The 19076-nt window shown below is 68.4% G+C and carries 14 protein-coding genes, 1 tRNA gene and 2 pseudogenes; 7 read left to right on the top strand and 10 right to left on the bottom strand.

Features of this window, described 5'->3' with window-relative positions; translation table 11 throughout:
• Positions 1 to 7: 7 nt before the first annotated feature.
• The 3 genes from AWC07_RS10015 to AWC07_RS10005 form a co-directional block, all read right to left on the bottom strand.
• Positions 8 to 1687, bottom strand: coding sequence for a selenocysteine-specific translation elongation factor (locus AWC07_RS10015; protein ID WP_085105050.1), 1680 nt, complete (start codon positions 1685 to 1687; stop codon positions 8 to 10).
• On the bottom strand, positions 1675 to 2955 hold the full coding sequence (gene selA, locus AWC07_RS10010; RefSeq protein ID WP_036420220.1) for an L-seryl-tRNA(Sec) selenium transferase: 1281 nt from the start codon (positions 2953 to 2955) through the stop codon (positions 1675 to 1677). The genes AWC07_RS10015 and selA overlap by 13 nt, the downstream gene beginning before the upstream one ends.
• Positions 2956 to 2972: 17 nt before the next feature.
• A tRNA-Sec gene (locus tag AWC07_RS10005) sits at positions 2973 to 3067 on the bottom strand.
• Between the two features lie 28 nt (positions 3068 to 3095).
• Here AWC07_RS10005 and selD point away from each other — a divergent pair.
• Positions 3096 to 4097, top strand: a complete 1002-nt coding sequence (gene selD, locus AWC07_RS10000; RefSeq protein WP_085105056.1) for a selenide, water dikinase SelD — start codon at positions 3096 to 3098, stop codon at positions 4095 to 4097.
• 455 nt (positions 4098 to 4552) lie between these two features.
• A complete protein-coding gene (locus tag AWC07_RS09995; RefSeq protein ID WP_036419303.1) occupies positions 4553 to 6340 on the top strand; it encodes a PE family protein in 1788 nt (595 codons plus the stop codon).
• Between the two features lie 207 nt (positions 6341 to 6547).
• Here AWC07_RS09995 and AWC07_RS26815 read toward each other — a convergent pair.
• A pseudogene (locus AWC07_RS26815) lies at positions 6548 to 6698 on the bottom strand (IS256 family transposase); the annotation flags it as partial.
• Positions 6699 to 6911: 213 nt separating this feature from the next.
• Between AWC07_RS26815 and AWC07_RS09990 the strand changes: the two are divergent.
• Positions 6912 to 9530: an ATP-binding cassette domain-containing protein gene (locus AWC07_RS09990; protein ID WP_036412596.1), complete on the top strand. Its 2619-nt coding sequence runs from the start codon at positions 6912 to 6914 to the stop codon at positions 9528 to 9530.
• 152 nt (positions 9531 to 9682) lie between these two features.
• Entirely contained in the window at positions 9683 to 11080 is a 1398-nt protein-coding gene (locus AWC07_RS09985) for a cytochrome P450 (RefSeq protein ID WP_167380052.1), read from the top strand.
• A 162-nt stretch (positions 11081 to 11242) separates the two neighbouring features.
• Here AWC07_RS09985 and AWC07_RS09980 read toward each other — a convergent pair.
• Positions 11243 to 11869 (bottom strand): annotated as a pseudogene (locus AWC07_RS09980) (iron-containing redox enzyme family protein).
• 259 nt (positions 11870 to 12128) lie between these two features.
• Here AWC07_RS09980 and AWC07_RS09975 point away from each other — a divergent pair.
• Positions 12129 to 13190 carry a lysophospholipid acyltransferase family protein gene (locus tag AWC07_RS09975; RefSeq protein ID WP_084293486.1) on the top strand — a complete coding sequence of 354 codons (1062 nt, stop codon included), beginning with the start codon at positions 12129 to 12131 and terminating at the stop codon, positions 13188 to 13190.
• A 17-nt stretch (positions 13191 to 13207) separates the two neighbouring features.
• Here AWC07_RS09975 and AWC07_RS09970 read toward each other — a convergent pair whose 3' ends face one another.
• From AWC07_RS09970 to AWC07_RS09950, 5 genes are read right to left on the bottom strand one after another with little or no spacing between them, the layout of a single operon-like run.
• Positions 13208 to 15412 (bottom strand): SpoIIE family protein phosphatase, encoded by a 2205-nt coding sequence (locus tag AWC07_RS09970; protein WP_036412595.1) that lies wholly within the window; start codon positions 15410 to 15412, stop codon positions 13208 to 13210.
• Entirely contained in the window at positions 15409 to 16035 is a 627-nt protein-coding gene (locus AWC07_RS09965) for a SpoIIE family protein phosphatase (RefSeq protein ID WP_036412594.1), read from the bottom strand. The genes AWC07_RS09970 and AWC07_RS09965 overlap by 4 nt, the downstream gene beginning before the upstream one ends.
• Complete coding sequence (locus AWC07_RS09960) at positions 16025 to 16438, bottom strand: anti-sigma regulatory factor (protein ID WP_139829628.1); 414 nt, start codon at positions 16436 to 16438, stop codon at positions 16025 to 16027. Before AWC07_RS09960 ends, AWC07_RS09965 begins: the two co-directional genes overlap by 11 nt.
• Positions 16439 to 16443: 5 nt before the next feature.
• Positions 16444 to 16833 (bottom strand): STAS domain-containing protein, encoded by a 390-nt coding sequence (locus AWC07_RS09955; RefSeq protein WP_036412591.1) that lies wholly within the window; start codon positions 16831 to 16833, stop codon positions 16444 to 16446.
• Between the two features lie 30 nt (positions 16834 to 16863).
• Positions 16864 to 17787, bottom strand: coding sequence for an STAS domain-containing protein (locus AWC07_RS09950; RefSeq protein WP_036410833.1), 924 nt, complete (start codon positions 17785 to 17787; stop codon positions 16864 to 16866).
• Between the two features lie 173 nt (positions 17788 to 17960).
• Between AWC07_RS09950 and AWC07_RS09945 the strand changes: the two genes are divergently transcribed.
• Together AWC07_RS09945 and AWC07_RS09940 are read left to right on the top strand one after the other, a co-directional pair.
• Positions 17961 to 18329, top strand: coding sequence for an STAS domain-containing protein (locus AWC07_RS09945; protein ID WP_036405928.1), 369 nt, complete (start codon positions 17961 to 17963; stop codon positions 18327 to 18329).
• 197 nt (positions 18330 to 18526) lie between these two features.
• A complete protein-coding gene (locus AWC07_RS09940; protein ID WP_036410844.1) occupies positions 18527 to 19036 on the top strand; it encodes a DUF6328 family protein in 510 nt (169 codons plus the stop codon).
• The last annotated feature ends 40 nt before the right edge of the window (positions 19037 to 19076 follow it).

The following is a 19076-nucleotide window of genomic DNA, read 5'->3' as shown; positions in this document are numbered from 1 at the left end:
GGCAGCCTCAAAGCGTCATCCTGGCGCCGTCCGCATCGCGGCGGGTAATCCTCAGTGCGTCAAGCCGTTCGAGCAACGGCACCGCGACCCGGCGCGTGGTGCCCAGGGCGCGCCGGGCGTCGCTCACCGTGAACGGCTGCGGCAGCGTCGCCAGGATGGCGGCCGCCCGCGTGAACGCATCGGGCCCCAGCACGACGCCGTCGGCAACGCGGGTCAGCCGTCCGGCCCGCACCGCGGCGGCCAACTCGCGGCTGCCCAGCTTCAGTTCGGCCAGTTCGTCGGCCTCCGGTGCCCGGAACGGTTCGGCGGCCAGCCACTCCGCCACCGTGCGCACCGCCTTGTCGACGCGCGCCGGCAGGACCGCCCCGGGCGGGCGCACCAGGCCGTCGGCCACCTCCAGGCCGGTGCCGTCGAGCAGTTCGGACACCAGTTCCGCGGCCGGGAGGCCCACCCGCTGCCGCAGCGCCTCCAGCGGCATGCCCGCCGCGATGTCGTGCTCGATCGCCCAGCGCTGCACCGTCGTGACCGCAAGCTCGCGTCGCCCGGCCCACCACTGCGGATCTACCACCCACTCGCCCACCCGGTGGCCGGTGGCCGGCAGACCCGTCGCGCGCAATTGCGTCGCGGGTGCGCACTCAGGCGGGCGCACCCGGCCGGTCGCCAGCTCCGCGCCCCGGGCCCGGGCCGCGCCGCGGCGGCGCAGCCCGGGAGGTCGCACGTCGAGCACCTCGATGCCGGCCGCGATCCGGTGCTCCCCGGGATCGCGCAGCAACCCGACGTCGCCGACCCGCAACGGCAACGGCCTGGCCAGCCGCAGCCGCGCCCCGGCCGTCCCCAGCGGGCGCACCCGCACCGGCACCGCCGCGGACCCGAGGTGCAGCACCAGCTGGCGGTGCAGGGCGTCCGCCGACCGCAGGGCCACGTCGATCTCCGCGGTATCCAGCCAGGCGTCCGGCGTGCGAACGGTGTCGCCGCGAGCGATGTGCCGGCGGTCCACGCCGCGCAGGTTCACCGCCACCCGCGCCACCGCACCGGCCTCGTCGACGTCACGGCCCAGCGACTGCAGGCCGCGGACGGTGACGCGCCGTCCGGCGTGTTCGAGTTCGTCGCCCACCCGGATCGTGCCGGCGCTCAGCGTCCCGGTGACGACGGTGCCCGCACCGCGCACGGTGAAGCAGCGGTCGACCCACAACCGCACATCGCCGTCGCGGTCCGGCTGCGGCAGCCGCCTCGTCAGTGCCCGCAGTTGCGCGCGCACCTGGTCCAGGTCGGTGCCCAGCGCGACCGGCGCGTGGGCCAACCGCGCCCGCACCTGCTCGATCGCCGGCGCCGGATCGGCAAGGTCTGCCTTGCTGATGACGACCAGCACATGCCTAACCCGCAGCGCGTCCAGGGCGGCGAGATGCTCGTCGGACTGCGGCATCCAGCCCTCGGTGGCGGCGACCACGAACATGACGGCCGGAACCGGGCCCACGCCGGCCAGCATGGTGGGAACGAACCGTTCATGACCCGGCACGTCGACGAACGCCAACCGGTGCCCGTCGATCTCGGTCCAGGCGAAGCCCAGGTCGATGGTCAGGCCCCGGCGCCGCTCCTCGGCCAGCCGGTCCGGCCACATGCCGGTGAGCCGATGGACCAGCGTCGATTTGCCGTGGTCGACGTGGCCCGCGGTGGCTATGACGAACACGCCAGCACCGCCGCCAGCACCAGGTCATCGTCCTCCGGTGCCACCGTGCGCAGATCCAGCAGGCACCGGCCGCTCTCCACCCGCCCGACGACCGGCGGGCTGCCGGCGCGCAGCTTGGCGGCGTAGGACTCGGGCAGGCTCAGCCCGGCACTGGGCAGCTGCACGCCCGGGGCCCCGCCGCCGCCGACGGCCGCCACACAGTCCACCGCGTGCCCGCCGGGCAGCTGCGCGGCGAGCCTTTCGGCGCGGACGCGCAGCCGCGTCACGTCGGCGGCCAGCGCCTGAGCGACCGGTGGCGGCGGCCCTACCACGGTCGCTTCCAGCGCGGCGAGGGTGAGCTTGTCCACCCGCAGCGCGCGGGCCGCGGGGTGCCGGCGCAGCCGCTCGATCAGGCCGGCGTCGCCGAAGAGCAGGCCGGCCTGCGGGCCGCCGAGCAGTTTGTCGCCGCTGGCGGTGACCAGATTGGCGCCGTCGCGCAGGGCGGTTGTCGCATCCGGCTCGTCGGGCAGCATCGGATGCGGCTCCAGTAGTCCGGAGCCGATGTCGACAACGAGCGGCGTGTCGAGCTGCGCCAATTCCGCCACGCTGACCGCCGAGGTGAACCCGGTGACGCAGAAGTTGGACGGATGCACCTTGAGCACAAACCCGGTGTCCGGCCCGATCGCGTCGGCGTAGTCGCGCAGGTGGGCGCGGTTGGTGGTGCCGACCTCGCGTAGCCGCGCACCCGTGGACGCCAGCAGCTCGGGAATGCGGAATCCGTCGCCGATCTCGACCAGCTCACCGCGGCTGAGCACGATCTCTTTACTCGGAGCGAGTGTGAGCGCGGTCAGCAGCAGCGCGGCGGCGTTGTTGTTCACCACGTGCACCCCGCCGGCGCCGGGCACCGCCGCAGCGAGCGCGGCCAGCGCTCCCCGGCCACGGCGAGCGCGGTGGCCGGTTGCCAGGTCGAATTCGACGTCGGTGGCGCCGCTGGCGGTGACCACCGCGTCCACCGCGGCCTGCGACAACGGCGCCCGGCCCAGGTTGGTGTGCACGACGACGCCGGTGGCGTTGATGACGGGCCGCAGGCTCGCCGCGCCGGCCGGCAGCGACGCGACGGCATGCTCGGCCACCTGCTCCGGCTCGATCTCGCCGGCCCGGGCCCGCTGCTGGGCCTGCGTTATCACGTATTTCACCAGGGCGCGGCCCAGCAGCTGTTGCGCCTCGGCGAGGCGGGGATCGGCGAGCAGCGCGTCGGTGCGCGGAACCCGTCGTCTGGGGTCAGTCATGTCCGGACCCAGGGAGGTGGCGGAGGCGGACGGGAATCGAACCCGCCAGCGGCAGCATCTGTCGCTCGACGGTTTTGAGGACCGCGCCGGTCACCAGACCGGAGACGCCTCCCTGGGCCATGGCGACAATTATGGACGCCATGGCCTACCGACTGACTCAGTACGCGCACGGCGGCGGCTGTGCGTGCAAGATTCCGCCGGGCGAGCTGGAGGATGTGGTGCGCGGATTGCGCGCCGGCGTCCCGGCTCATCCTGCCGGTGAGCTGCTGGTCGGGCTGGACAACGGTGACGACGGCGCCGCGGTGCTGATCGAGGGCGGCATGGCACTGATCGCGACAACCGACTTTTTCACCCCGGTGGTCGACGACCCCTACGACTGGGGCCGAATCGCCGCCGCCAACGCGCTGTCCGACGTATACGCAATGGGCGGGCGGCCGGTGGTCGCGGTCAATCTGCTGGGGTGGCCGCGCGATGTGCTGCCGTTGGAACTTGCCGCCGAGACGTTGCGCGGCGGGCTGGACGTGTGCTCGCTCGCGGGCTGTCATCTGGGCGGTGGGCACAGCGTCGACGACCCCGAACCCAAATACGGGCTCGCGGTCACCGGAATCGCCGACCCAAACCGGTTGCTGCGCAACGATTCGGGTAAGCCGGGCACCCCGCTGTCGCTGACCAAGCCGCTGGGCATCGGGGTGCTGAACAGCCGGCACAAGGCCACCGGCGAGCGGTTCGCGGACGCCGTCGAGGTGATGACCACGCTCAACGCCGAAGCGGCGGCGGCAACGCTGGCGGCCGGAATCGAATGTGCCACGGACATAACCGGTTTCGGGTTGCTGGGGCACTTGCACAAGCTGGCCAGGGCCAGCGGTGTGACGGCGGTGATCGACTCGGCCGCGGTGCCGTATCTGGACGGCGCACGCGAAGCGCTGGCCGCCGGCTATGTCAGCGGCGGCACCCGGCGCAACCTCGAGTGGGTGGCCCCGCACGTCGACCTGGCGGCGGTGAGCGAGCAGGAGGCGCTCCTGCTGGCCGACGCGCAGACCTCCGGCGGACTGCTGATCGCCGGCGAGATCCCGGGTGCACCCGTCATCGGCGAGCTGGTGCCCCGCGAAGAGCACACGATTGTGGTACGCGGGAAGGGCTAGAACGCGTTGGGAAAGCAGGTTGGAGCGTTCTGCCGACGCCGGCGGGGCTGGATGGTCGCAGGCGCGTGTGATGCGTGCGGATTGCTCGGCCGTAGGTACGAAAACTCGCTACTGGCAAAGGAGTTCAGTGATATCGCTGCGAACGGTGGCTAACGGTCTGGCTGTCGTCAATGAATATCTTCGCGCCTTCCATGGATTGCGTGCCGACGATCAGCCCGTACAGCGGGGTTGGACCTCCCCCGGTTTCCCGGAGACTTTTCTATTGCGCAAAAGTCTGCGCGGCGGGGAGCCGAGAAACCCCCAATAAACATCCTCCCCCAGTAGGGGGAGAAAACTTCATCCCCTGAATCCACCATTTGCCCGAGGGCCCAGTTGCCATAATGAGGCGACAGTGGTTGGTGAGCCGAAAATCCGCTCGGTGATGAAATCCACTCGAACAAAGGGTATCGATGGCGATGTCGTTCGTATTGGCTACCCCGGAAGCGCTGGCGGCGGCAGCGGCTGATGTGGCGGGTATCGGTTCGGCGCTGAGCGAGGCAAATACGGCGGCCGCTGCGCCGACGACGGCGCTTTTGGCTGCGGGTGCCGACGAGGTGTCGGCGGCGGTGGCATCACTGTTTTCCGCGCACGCCCGGGCCTATCAAGGCCTGAGCGCTCAGATGGCGGCGTTTCACGACCAGTTCGTGCAGACCCTCACCTCGGGTGCGAGCGCGTATACGGCCGCCGAGGCGGCCAACGCTTCACCGCTTCAGCAGGTGCTCAACGTGATCAACGCACCCACCGAAGCGTTGCTGGGTCGCCCGCTGATCGGCAACGGCGCCGACGGGACGCCGGGAACCGGCCAGAACGGCGGCGCCGGCGGGATCTTGTTAGGTAACGGCGGCAACGGCGGGTCGGGCCCGGCCGGCCAGGCGGGCGGTGCCGGCGGCGAGGCTGGGCTCATCGGCAATGGTGGCGGCGGCGGGCTCGGCGGCGCGGGCGCGAGCGGCGGGGCCGGTGGACGCGGCGGCTGGCTGTACGGTAACGGCGGGAACGGCGGGAACGGCGGGAACGCGACGGCGACGAGCATGGCCGGCGGCAGCGGGGGCACCGGCGGCAACGCCGGGCTGTGGGGCGCCGGCGGTCACGGCGGCAACGGCGGCGCCGGCATGCCCGGGGCGGACGGCGTCAACCCAACATCCAGCACCGACCCGAGCCTCAATGGTGGACCGGGCTCCAGCAATCAAGTCGGCAAATCCGGCAATGTCACCGGCGGGAACGGCTTTGACGGCCAACCCGGCCCCGCCGGCGTCGATGGCGGCACCGGCGGTAATGGCGGCAACGCCGATACCACTGTCGCGGGTAATGCCGGATCCAGCGCCACCGCCGGTAGCGGCGGCGACGGCGGCACCGGCGGTGCCGGCGGCGCCAGCGGCGGCGACGGAGGTCAGGGCGGCTACGCCCGCTCGCAGGCCAACGTGGCTACCGGGGGTTCGGGCGGTCAAGGCGGTGCCGGGGGCGCCGGCCTGAACGGTCAGGATGGCAGCGCCGGTGGTGCTGGCGGCAACGGGGGTCGCGGCGGGCTGCTGGTCGGCAACGGCGGTAATGGCGGCTACGGCGGTGACGGTGGCCTTGGCGGCACCGGTTCCAGCGGCGGCACCGGCGGTGACGGCGGTGGTCTCGGCCCCATCCCGACCACCACGAACAGCGCCTACAGCTCAAGCTCCAACGCCCAGGGCGGTTCCGGTGGATCGGGCGGTAATGGCGGCACCGGCGGGAACGGTGGTCTCGGCGCTGCGGGCGGCGCCGGCGGCAATGGCGGTGCCGGCGGATTGCTGGCCGGCAATGGTGGCATGGGAGGCCACGGCGGCGCTGGCGGTGCCGGTGGCGGCGGTGGGCACGGCGGCAACGCCGGTGACGGCGCCGCAGGCGGCAATGCCGGTGCCCCTTCTGGTCAGGCTATCGGCGGTAACGGCGGCAACGGTGGCAACGCCGGCCACGGTGGCGATGGCGGCAACGGGGGTGACGGCGGACAAGGCGGCGCCGGCGGACGCGGCGGATTGCTCGGCAAGCAGGGCGCGGTCGGCGGCGGCGGCGACGGCGGCGGCGGCGGTGAGGGCGGCGCCCGGGGCGGCGCGGGTAGCGGGGGTGACGCCGGCTTGGGTCTGGGGTCTACCGGGTCCCGTAACGGCCTCGCCGGCAGCGGCGGCGTCAGCACCCCCGACTTCGACGGGACCGACGGCACTTCCGGCAACCCTGGCTGACCACTGTGCAGCCGCGGCTGCCCGCCTCTATCGCAGATGAGTCAACAGCCGCCCGGCGAACATCTCTGGATGCTCCCGATGCATGAAGTGCCCGCCTCGGACCTCCTCGGTGCCTCGGCGCAACGGATCGGTGGGAGCTACCATCGGGCGCCACCATGGTGGTCGCGGGGCCGGCCGTGCTCCGATTCGTAAAAAGGCCACCTTCGATGTTCCGCGACCGTCCGTGCGTTGGTACCGGCCCGCACCGATCGCTTCGGTGGCTTCGGCCTCGATCAGCGCTTGTAGCCCGGCCCCGGATCAGCTCGGCGAACACCGCACCGGCATCAGCGGACTTCAGCCAGTCCAGCTGGCCGAGCAAGGCGGAATGGTTCTGGGTCCGCGCGGATGGTCCTTTCGTGAGTCACTTTTGTCGGTAACTCACTGACCACTACGCGATGCCCCACCCCACCACCGGCAAGACACGCCCGGGCGCAGAACCCGGCCGTCCGCCTCAGTCCCGAAGCCCACCACTTCAGGCGACTTAGCCCTGACGGGGTTTCGAAACCGTCGCTACGGGCTACAGATTTCTCTTATGAACACCGTGGCGCCACCGGTGCTGAGCGTTCGCTACAACGGGTCGCAACGTAGGTTCGCGGCAGGACGCGACGTGGTCGTCGGACATGACCTGCATGCTGATATACGCATCGCGAACCCGGTGGCGTCGCGTGTCCATCTGTTGCTGCGCTTCGATCAGGGCCGCTGGGTTGCGATCGACAACCACTCTCACAACGGCACATTTGTCAACGCTCGACGGGTAGAAATGGTAGACATCCACGACGGCCAGCGCATCAACCTCGGCGACCGTGACGGGCCGTGCTTGACTTTCGAGGTCGAACAGCCCGAGGTGCCGGCGGGCGGGTCACCGCGAACAACACCGATTTGCGCCGTTCAACCCCCAGGAGCCGCAGCGCCGAGGGATCCACAGCCAGCAGCCCAGACGGGCGGGGCGTGCCGGTCGCCGAGTAGCGCCGCTCGCGCGCATGCCGTGCCGGCGCCACTCCAGCCAATGCACCGGTCCCTCGGCCAGGCACCGCCCGGCTACCCGCCCAGCGCCATGCGGTCGACACCGCTGCCGAACTGGCAGCCGCACACCCAGGCACACGGGCGAAATTCGCCGCCGCCGGCCGCGTTCCGAGGATCCGCCCGGATGGACCCTGTTGCCGCCAAGCCGCCGGACACGTCGAACCTGGCGACGAGAGTGATCAAGGCTTTCCGGGCTGGCAGCGGGGTACCCGCGACGCCCGCCGGTTGCGCGACGATCGGTCGCGCCACCGACAACGACATCATCCTTCCGGATGTCTTGGCGTCGCGGCATCACGCGTTCCTGGTTCAGACGCCGCTCGGCACCGAGATCCGCGACGCTCACAGCGTCAATGGCACGTTCGTCAACGGAGTCCGGATCGGGTCCGCGGTCCTCAGTGAGGGCGACGTGGTCACCATTGGCAACGGAGACCTTGTCTTTACCGCCGGCACCCTGGTCCCGCGCACGCAAGCCGAGACGCGCAACGACGGTCTGGAGGTCAACTCGGTCCGCTTCAAGGTCGACGGGAAAGAACTGCTCGACAACATCTCCCTGACCGCGCGACCCGGCACACTCACTGCGATCATCGGGGGATCGGGCGCGGGCAAGACCACGCTGGCCAGGCTGATCGCCGGCTACACCCGTCCCAGTTCCGGCTCGGTCACCTTCGAGGGCCATGACATCCACCGCGAGTACGCGACCATGCGCAGCAGGATCGGGATAGTGCCGCAGGACGACATCGTGCACCGCCAGCTCACGGTCAACCAGGCTCTAGGTTATGCGGCCGAGCTGCGGCTACCGCCCGACACCAGCGCAGAAGACCGCGCCCAAGTGGTTGCCCGGGTGCTCACGGAGCTTGATCTGACCGAGCAGGCCGACGTCCGGGTGGACAGGCTGTCGGGTGGGCAGCGCAAACGCGCCTCGGTGGCGCTAGAACTGCTCACCGGCACGTCGCTGCTGATCCTCGATGAGCCGACCACCGGTCTGGACCCGGCGCTGGACTCTCAAGTCATGATGATGTTGCGGCAACTGGCCGACGCCGGCCGCACGGTATTGGTCGTGACGCACTCGGTGTCCTATCTCGACCTCTGCGATCAGCTGCTGTTGATAGCACCCGGCGGCAAGACGGCTTTCTGCGGCCGGCCCGACCAGATCGGCTCGGTGATGGGAACCACCAACTGGGCCCAGATCTTCATCAAGGTGGGCGCCGACCCCGACGAAGCCAAGCGACGCTTCCTGGCTCAGCAACGGCCGGAGCCAAAGCTGCCGGCGGCCGCAAAGCCGAGGGACTTGGGCGAGCCGGTGCGCATCGATATGTGGCGTCAGTTCTCCACGATCGCGCGCCGCCAAGTTCGGCTGGTGGTCTCCGACCAGTGGTACACGGTCTTCCTGGCGGCGTTGCCGTTCATTCTGGCCCTGCTCGCATTGACCGTTCCGGGTAAGACGGGATTCGGCTTTGCCGACCCGGCGGGTAAGACACCGGCCGAACCCGCGCAGATACTGGTCCTGCTCAATGTCGGCGCCGTGTTCATGGGCACCGCGTTGACAATCCGTGACCTGATCGGCGAGCGCCCCATCTTCCTGCGGGAACAGGCGTTCGGCCTGTCCACCCGGGCCTACCTGCTGGCCAAGCTCGCCGTGTTCTGCCTGTTCGCGATCGTGCAGTCGGCGATCGCCACGACCATCACGGTGGTCGGCAAGGGCGCGCCGACCCGTGGCGCCGTGCTGTTGGGCAATCCCGCCCTCGAACTGTTCGTTACTGTCGCCGCGACCTGCGTCGTCTCGGCAATCCTCGGCCTGGCGCTGTCGGGGCTGGTCCGCTCCACCGAGCAGATCCTGCCGCTGCTGGTGGTGGCTATCATGGCACAGCTGGTGTTCTCTGGCGGCCTGGTCATAGTGACGAACCGGGCGGTACTCGACCAGCTGTCCTGGACGACACCGGCGCGGTGGGGTTTCGCGGCGTCGGCGTCGACCGTCGACCTGAACGGCGTGCAACCCAGTCCATTCACTCCTAGGGACAGCCACTGGCGCCACACGACGGGCGCATGGTTACTCGATATGGCCATGCTCGGCGTGTTGTCGGCGGTCTATTCCGGGGTCGTGTGGCGCCGGATTCGGCTCAAGCGCTGAGGTCCCGGCATGACAGATCGTGAATCACGTCCAGTTGCGGCCCCTTCGCCGCGGGCTGTGCCAGGGTTCGCGCGACGTCGATGGGCCCCTGTCAGCGATGCGGTCGTCCACAAGGAGGTTTCCACTCTGGCCCCATCGGGGAGGAGAGGCGCATGTGGTTTATGGACTCACAGCCGGACATGATCGGATTCAACCCCACGGCAGACAGCGCGAAAGTCCGCCGCTCCCGCGAGCCTGGGCTGCGCGGTTTCGTGATGCACCTCGGGGACATCTTGCGCAATGGCGACGCGGCCTTTGACCGGATGTTCGATCGCTATGGCGATGTCCTGTGGTTGCGGGTGCCGAAATTCTTCGAGATCTTTCCCGGCGTCTCGGAGGTCGCCTTCGTGCGTGATCCCGCACTGATCAAACCGCTCTTTACTGCCCCCGACGAGGTGATCGACTCGGCGACGCCGAACCGGGTCCTCGGGATACTCCACGGCGACCGATCGTTGTTACTGATGGAGGGTTCCGAGCATCGCCGGCTGCGCAGGCTGCTGTTATCTCGCCTCCGCGGAGAGGCACTGCAGCAGTGGGCCGATGTGATCGTACGCAGCGCCGAACGCGAGGCGCGCAGCTGGCTTGCAGAGGAGTCCGTGCGGGTGCATCACCGGATGCTCAATGTGTCGCTGGAGGCGATTCTCGCGATCACCCTCGGGATCAGCGACGAGACGCTACCGACCTGGAAGGCGGCGTGGCACGAACTGGGTGAAACCTGGGGATCGGAGGAAATGGCGATACGGTACGCCCTGCGTCGGCTGGGCGGCGTGCGGCGCTGGCGGCGATTTCGACGCGCCCTGGCCCGATGCAACGAGTTGGTTTTCGCGGAGATCGCTCGGCGCCGCGCGACGCCGAACTGCGGGACGGCAGATTTGTTGGATCTGATGCTACGCGCCGACGGTGTTCCACTGAGCGACAACGAAATTCGTGATCAGATCTTTACGATCATGCTTGCCGGCCAAGAGACAACGGCGATCACGGTGGGCTGGGCGATCGAACGGCTGCTGCGGAGTCCGTCGGCCATGAAGAAAGCTACCGCGGAGGCTCGCAGCACAGACGCAACCACCTACATGGAGGCCGTGGTCCACGAAACTCTGCGTCTGCGACCCCCGATAACGGGGCTGGGACGGGTTACGCGCCAGCCGATAACACTGGGCGGGTACGACTTCCCCGCCAATGTGCTGATCGCACCCTTGATCCGATCCATTCACCGCAAACCCGAGCTCTACGACGATCCGGACAGGTTCATGCCGGAACGCTTCCTCGACACCCCACCGGGCGTATACAGCCTCATTCCGTTCGGCGGCGGGTCGCATCGGTGTCTGGGGGACCGGCTCGCGGTCTTTGAGTCCACCCTCATACTGAAGACCATCCTGCGGACCGTAGAGCTCAGCGCCGTCGATCCTCGCGATGAAAAAGTCAAACGCAAAGCCGCCGTATTTGTCCCCGGAAACGGCGCCCTGGTGCGCGCGCAGGCCATCCCGCACGCGAGCCAGTTGGAGGATGCCTGACGGCGATTTCCTCCTGGTTCTCGCTTCAAGAAGCGGCGCCCCGGGATGTCGTGCTCGTCGTCGGGATCGTATCGCCGGGATCGCGTGGAACGGGCCTTCATTCGGGCCCGCGCCACCCCCGCCGACGACGAAACCGCACTCTTCCAGCGTCGCGATGGTCGATTACTCACCCAACGGCCGTAGCAGCGACGTCTGGCCGGCCTGCCATGCCTGCATAAGGCAGTCCGCCAAACGGTTTTCGAGGAACGCGTGGGCTCGCATCCCGAACACGATGTCATGGTCGAGGTGCGGTTCTCGCGCGATGAGATCGCCGACCACGTCGATGCGGACCACTTGTTCGTGTACCGCGTCCGCTTCCACGTGTTCGCGGTAGAACGACGAATGCCGCCTTGGCCTGACCGGTCAGGCGCGGAATTGCCCAGACATGCGGATCACCCTCTTTGAGGTGATATAGCGATCTACCGACGTGTCGTGCGGCTCGATAGGGCCGACATCACGGCGCACACCCGTCAGGAAAGCCCGCTCGAGTTCGGCGCGTAGGTGCAGTAGCGCGGGATTCCACTCCCAAGTCGAATCCACCCCGGAAAAACCGCGGTAACGCAGTTCGTAACACATGTACAAAGCCAGCTGAAGATCGAGGCCGTAGGGATCGACGTCGCCCACCGAGCCGCCGATACGGGTGAACAGCTCGCGCGGTGCCGGTCCGGTCAAGGCGCGGCGTACCGCGATCGACAGTGGTCCGTACCCAGCCGGCCAGCCCGGCAGCGAGATGGCAGCCGGGTGTCCCAGCTCCAGGGGACAGTTGTGCGAGTCACGCCCGTGAATACCCCGAATCCCGCGGCTCAACCGCCCGGCCGATGGGAGCCGTTGGTCGACGCGTTCAGACAAACGTCACCATAGCGGACGGTATTCGTGGCGAATGGATCTTTTATTGGCCATATCCGAGGACTAAACTCCTTGCATGCGCTGCGGGGGCGGCGCGGCCGGGGTCTAACACAAGGCCCATTTCAATCCATTCCAGACACTCAGAGTGCTGGGGGGTTTGCCTATGCCTGCGAGGACGAATGTCATTGCATTGCAACCGAATCGACAACGTTTAGCGGCACGGAACCACGCCGGCCGACAAACCAATCCACAACCGGCACTGCGGCCCACGTCGGCGCCGTTCAATTCCAAGGCCACCGAGCGGCGCTCCGCCGCCGTCATCCGAGATCTCGATCAGAGGCGCGCTTTCGGCGCCAGGGTTCCGGCGGCCCAGGCGCCGGCCAACGAGCTTGCCGAACGGGTGGCCGCGGTTGCCGGATTCCTGCGGAAGCGACTGACCGGGGACTACCGCGTCGACGAGTTCGGCTTCGACCCGCATTTCACCGACGCACTGGTACGGCCGTTGCTGCGGTTCTTGTCGCGGTCCTGGTTCCGCGTCGAGGTCAGCGGGATCGAAAACCTGCCCGACAAGGGAGCCGCCCTGGTGGTTTCCAACCACGGCGGCGTGCTACCGATCGATGCGCTGATGATCTCGACAGCGGTGCACGACCACCATCCCGCGCACCGCAACCTGCGGGCCTTGGCCGCCGATTTGTGTTTCGACCTGCCGATCATCAGCGAGGTGGCCCGCAAGGCCGGTCACACCCTGGCCTGCCAGCCCGATGCCCATCGCTTGCTGGCGGCCGGCGAGCTCACGGCGGTGTTTCCCGAGGGATACAAGGGCTTGGGCAAGTGCTTCAAGGACCGCTACAAACTGCGGCGGTTCGGTCGCGGCGGCTTTGTGTCGGCCGCGGTGCTCGCCAAAGCGCCGATCATCCCGTGCGCGGTGGTGGGTTCGGAGGAGATCTATCCGATGCTCGGCGACGTCAAGCCGCTGGCGAGGCTGCTGGGCCTGCCGTATTTCCCGGTCACCCCGCTGTTCCCCTGGGCCGGCCCGGCCGGGCTGATACCGCTGCCGTCGAAGTGGCACATCGCGTTCGGCCGGCCGATCGGCACCGCCGACTACGATCGCGCCGACGCCGACGATCCCACCATCACGTTCGAATTGACCGACCACGTGCGGGAGACGATCCAGCAGATGCTGTACAGCCAATTGATCCGCCGCCGCAACGTCTTCTTCGGCTAACGGCTAACGGCTACCGGCTAACGAGACAGCCGAAAAGTCAACTCGATGGCGGTCCCGCCCGGGCTGTTGTCGATCTCCACGGCGTCGCTGATGGCCTTGATCAGCGTCAGGCCGCGCCCGCCGTTGCCCGGATCGGCCGCCGGCGTCTTCCACGACCCGGAGTCCACGACCCGCGCATGGACTGCTTCGTCGACGGCTCTCACGTCGACCAGCATGGTCCCGACGGGATGCCCGCGGTATGCGTGCTCGATGCAATTGGTACACGCCTCGCTGATCACGAGCACGATGTCGCCGGCTCGTTGGTCGGAGACGTCGGCGGCGCGCAGCCACCACGCCAGCTGGTGCCGGATGCCGGCCAATTGATCTGGGGTGGCGCTGGTTTCGATGCGAAGCGGCCCGTGTGGGTGCCGGTAGGCCACCATCGCGACATCGTCGTCGTATCCCGCCGCCGGCGCCAACCCGCCCAGTACGGCATCGGCAACGGCATCGATCGGCAACATCATCGACGCCGCCAAAACGTCGGCGACACGTCCCAGTCCTTCGTCGATCGACTCGTACTTGCGCTCGACCAGGCCGTCGGTGAACAGCATCAGCGTCGAGCCGGGCAGCAAATCCTGGGAGGCCTCCGGGCGCGGCTGCGTTCGCCGGACGGCCAGCGGCACCGACCGGGCATCGGTCAGCAACGTGGTCCCGCGGCCGGGCTCGGCAAGCACCGCGGGCATGTGCCCGGCGTTGCTGTAGTCGAGGATCCCGGATTTGGTGTCCAGGATCGCCAGAAACACCGTGGTGCAGTAGGCATCCGGAATGAGCGACGCGGCCGCGTCGAGCTGTTCGAGCAACAGCGCGGGTTGCGCGCCGGTGAGTAACAGTGCGCGTGCCGAGCTGCGCAGCTGCCCCATGATCGCGGCGGCCGGCAACCCGCGGCCCACGCAGTCGCCGACGACAATGCCGATGCGGTGGTCGTCGAGGGCCAGCACGTCGTACCAGTCGCCGCCGATCTCCAAGGGCGGCACCGCGGGTTCATAGCGGACGGCGAAGCCCGGCGGCGGCGTTATCGGTGGCAACATGGCACGCTGCAGGGTCAGCGATGTCTCACGCGCGCTCTCGAATTGCCGGACATGGCCGATGGCCAGGCTCAGGTGACCGATGAGCACCGTGACCAGCAGCCGATCCTCGGCGGTCACCCAGCGCGGCACCCGCAGCTCCAGCCACAACGCGACGTCGGCGGCGCCCGACAGCACCGCGACCAGTCCCCTTGCCTTGCCCGGAGAGTCCGGCCACTCGATCGTCCTGGCCGTCAGCGGCAGTTGGTGACGTGCCTCCTCAAACGTCTGGCGCAGCAGCGGATCCATCCTGCGCCAAGACTTTTCGGACGGTTCCCCGGCGACCTGGACGGTCGGCTCACCGTCGCCGGGCGGCCACATGACCGCAACCACGCGTTGCACGTCGACCGCTGTCCGGCATTCGTCGAGCGTGATGGACAGCACCTCGGCCATGCTCTTGGCCACACCGACCGATGTGGCCAGCCGCAGCACCGCGCTTTCCCTGGCGGCAAAAGCTCGTTCGGCGGTGATGTCGCGAACCGTGCCCACGTACACGTCCCGGTCCGCGACCGCGCCGCGAACGGCGTTGATACTCACCGTCACCCAGACCAGATGGCCGTCGCGGTGCCGGATCGGCGTCTCGTACTCGGCAAACCCGTCCCGCCGAACCCGCTGCTGTTGCTGGGCCGCGCTTTTCTTGTCGAGCAGCCACGGATGCGGCCAGCGGTACGGCAAGCCTTCCGGGGGATAGCCGGTGATCTCGGCGAACGCGCTGTTCATCTCGATCACGGCGCCGTCGTGGTCGGCGACGAAGAATCCTTCCTGCAACGAGTTCACCAGCGCGTTGCGGAAGGTGTCGCGGTGGGCGAGATCCTCGGCCCGGGCCCGCTGTTGCTCGTAACGCCTGGTGCCGTCCAGGAATCCGCGGGTGGCGATGTCGAGGGCGGCCAGGGTCTGCAGCAGGAACTCCAGCGCGATCGGCCGGCCCGACGCAGCGTCTCCGGAGAGCTCGTCGAGGAACCGGAAGTGGTTCTCGATGATGTCGAGCATGCTGACGCGTTCCAGCAGGGCCCGGCGTCCCAGCTCATGGCCGACAGCCAGGCTGTCCTCGTCGCGCTTGTCCAGGTAGGTGCGCAGCGCGGCGAAATAGCGGGCGCGGAAGTCGTCGGTGTAGGTCATGTCGAGATGCCCCGATGACGCGCGGCGAGCACCATCGCGTCGTCAGTGTCCTTGGCGTGCTTGATCAGTATCTGCTCGGCGATGGCAGTGGCGGAAGCGGCGAAGTCGATGTGGTCCAGGTGATCGTCGGCGATGCCGTCGCTGGCGATGACCAGTAGGTCACCGGCGCGGATCGGCACCACCTTGGCCGGAGTGACCTCCGGTACCCGGTAGCCGACGATGCCGGCGGTCAGCCGCACGCCGCAACTCATCCGGACACCGCTGATCGCCTTGGTGACCAGGTTGGCGGCCACGTTTCCCACTCCCGTCCAGCACAGCCCGCCGGTGGGGAAGTCGATCCTGGCCAGGGTCATCGCGACCCCCCGGGTGCCGGACAGCATGCGGTGGCAGAGCTGGATCAGCACCTCGAGACGCTCGTCGCGGGCGTCGTTGAGCACGTCGACCGCGATGTGTGCGGCACGGGCGGCCTCCGGGCCGTGTCCGAGTCCGTCCAGGACACCGAAGAGCGCGGCGTCGCCGCCGATCTGGACCGCGATCGGCAGGTCGCCGCACGTGTGCTCGCCCGGCCGCGGCCGGCCCGCGACCGCCCACTCGATCGGCCCGAACCGGCCGTTATCGCGCACGGGGCGGAACCCATTTCCACATTTCGACGGTCGTTCCGCGGCCCACCGCCGACTCCACGATCAGCCGGTCCATCATGCGCCGCGCGCCCGGCAAGCCCATGCCCAGCCCGCGGCCGGTGGAGTAGCCGTCCTCCATCGCGCGATCGACATCGGCGATGCCCGGCCCGTCGTCTTCGGCGCGCACCACCAGCGCCTTGCGGCCCTCGCGGTCGGCCACCGCGACCCGGACCTCGCCCCGGCCGGCGTAGCTGGTGATGTTGCGGGCGATTTCGGAGATCGCGGTGGCGATCATGGTGACGTCGGTCAGCGAGAAGCCCAGCTCGCTGGCGAGCTGGTGCCCGGCGTGGCGGGCAGCGACGATGTCGTCGGGGTGGTCCACCTCGACGACGATGTCATCCGTCACCGCCGTCATCCCTCACCGTCGGGCCCGATCATCGGCTTTTCCAGGCCCAGCTTGCGGTTCAGCAGCGCCAGGCCTTCCTCTAAGTCGAGGGCGGTGTGCATATCGTCGAAGGCCAGCCCCAGCTGCACCATCGCGAAGGCCACCTCCGGCCGCAGGCCCACGATCACCGTCTCGGCGCCCCGCAGCCGGATCATCCGTGCGATCGTCTGCAGGGACCGCGCGGCAAACGAATCCAGCACCTCCACGGCGGTGACGTCGACGATGATGCCCTGGGCGCGGAATTCGGTGACGCGGTCCATCAGACGCTGCCGGAAGAGATCGGTCTCGGAGTCGGTGAGCGCGGAGCGCACCGTCGCGATGAGAATCGGCCCCAGTTTGAGAATCGGTACTGGCACGGGCTGCCTGTTGATGAGTGCCTACCCGGTCTAGTCGCCAGTACGGGTGACTTCGTAGCCCAGCAACCGCTCGGCTTCCTCGATGCCGCCCTGCAGGTCGCCGACGGCGTTCATTTTCGACAGGTCCAGCCCGATTGTGACCAGGGTCAAAGCGATTTCGGAGGACAGGCCGGTGATGATCACGCTGGCGCCCATCAAGCCGGAGGCGTCCACCGTTTGCACCAGGTGGTTGGCCACCGTCGAATCGATGGTCGGCACACCGGTGATGTCGATGACCACGACCTTGGCGCGGTTGGCCCGGATGGCGCGCAGCAGCTGCTCGGTGACCTGGCGGGCGCGCTGGCTGTCGAGCACGCCGATGATCGGCAGAATCAGCAGCTGCTCGCGCACCTGCAGCACCGGCGTCGACAGCTCCCGGATGGCCTCCTGCTGCTGGCGGATGATGCGCTCGCGTTCCTGCACGAAGCTGACCGCCACGGTGTTGGCGATCCGGTTGGCCGCCGGCTCGTAGGCGTCGAGCACTTGGTTGAGCATCTCGAAGTCGGTCTGGTACTTCTCGAACAGCGACCGGGCCAGCACGTCGCGCAGCAGCAGCACGATGCCGACGACCTCGTCGGTCTCCACGCCCCGGGGAATGATGCGTTCCGACAGGTCGCGAGCATAATCCTGCAGCGCTTCCACGCTGCCGGTCTCGAGCACCTCGACGTAGTTGTCGTAGACGGCGGTGGCCTCGGAGAAGATCTCCTCGGGCGTCATCGCGGTGAGCAGCTCGGCCGCGGTGATCCGGCGCGCCCACTCCTCGCGCAACCCGGTCCGGTTCTGCCGCAGATGCTGGACCAGCTGCGGCAGCAAACCATCGCTGGAGACCGTCTGCGGGACGGCGGTGGTGTTCGAAGTATTCGAAGTATTCGCAGTATTCGAAGTAGTGGCGAACTCGATCGGCAAGTCTGACATCTGGCCTCCCCAAGTGCCCCCAAGTGCCCTTGTCGCGCCCCGAAGGGCGCAGCTCATATGGGGAGACTAGCCTGGGGCGCGCCGCGCAACGCGTCGAGGTCTTATTCTTCTCGCAAGTTCGGGAGGCGGGTTAGGCTTGCAGTACCCCCACGGCTTTGGACAAAGGACCGCCATTGTCAGCTCCTGATTCGATCACCGCCGAGGTCACCGACCACGACGGGGTCGCCGTGCTCAGTATCGGTGGCGAAATCGACCTGGTCACCGCTCCGGCCCTCGAAGAAGCCATCGGCGGCGTGGTCGCCGACAACCCCACGGCTTTGATCATCGATCTTTCCGGGGTGGAGTTCCTCGGCTCGGTGGGGCTCAAGATCCTCGCGGCGACCTACGAGAAACTCGGCGGCGCGGCCGAGTTCGGGGTGGTCGCGCGTGGCCCGGCGACCAGACGGCCGATTCACCTGACCGGTCTGGACAAGACCTTCCCGCTGTACCCGACGCTGGACGAGGCATTGACCGGTGTGCGGGACGGCAAGCTGAATCGCTGACACATCAAGTTTTCGTCATGGTCGAGATAACGATCGTCTAAGAACTCGTCGTTGGTTCTGAGAATTTTGCTGTTCCTTAACACAACGGGTCACACCAGTGTGCTCGTGTCACGGCTGCTCCGGTTGCCGTCACGGGTGGGTGTTCGTCCACGGTGGAAAATCCTCACCGGCTCTGGGCAAATGCGATGATCACCGGCATGGATGTCGACCATCCGGAACGGGACCAGCAGTGGGATCACCGCAGCCGCGGGGAGACCGAACTCCAACGGCTCGACCGCAATTGGAACAGCCTGCTGCAGGAGCTGCGGGTGGTCCAGACCGGGGTGCAGCTGCTCACCGGGTTCCTGCTGACGCTGCCGTTCCAGCAGCGCTTCGACACCTTGACCCTGCATTGGGTGTATCTAGCCACAGTGGGATGTTCGGTGGGCGCGACGGTGCTGTTGATCGCCCCGGTCGGCATGCACCGGCTGCTGTTCCGGCGGCACCGGCTGGTGGTGGTGGTGTCGGCGGCGCACCGGTGTGCTTACGCCGGTTTGGTGCTGCTCGGTCTGGCCCTGACCGGGGTGACGACCATCATCTTCGACGCGGTGGCCGGGCCGGTCGCGGGCATCGTCGCCGGGGCGTGCGCTCTGGCGCTGTTCGCGGTTTTCTGGGTGCTGGTTCCGCTGTTGCTGCGCACCCGCGACGTGCGCCTGCCGGACTACTGACCGGCCGACGCTCGGTGTGAGCCGCTGCCGCGGCGGGTAA

The sequence above is a fragment of the Mycobacterium gastri genome (genome assembly GCF_002102175.1).
In the GTDB taxonomy this organism is placed as follows: Bacteria; Actinomycetota; Actinomycetes; order Mycobacteriales; family Mycobacteriaceae; genus Mycobacterium; species Mycobacterium gastri.
Note: the sequence above shows the minus strand (reverse complement) of the source record. Positions and strands in the feature narration are given on the sequence as shown.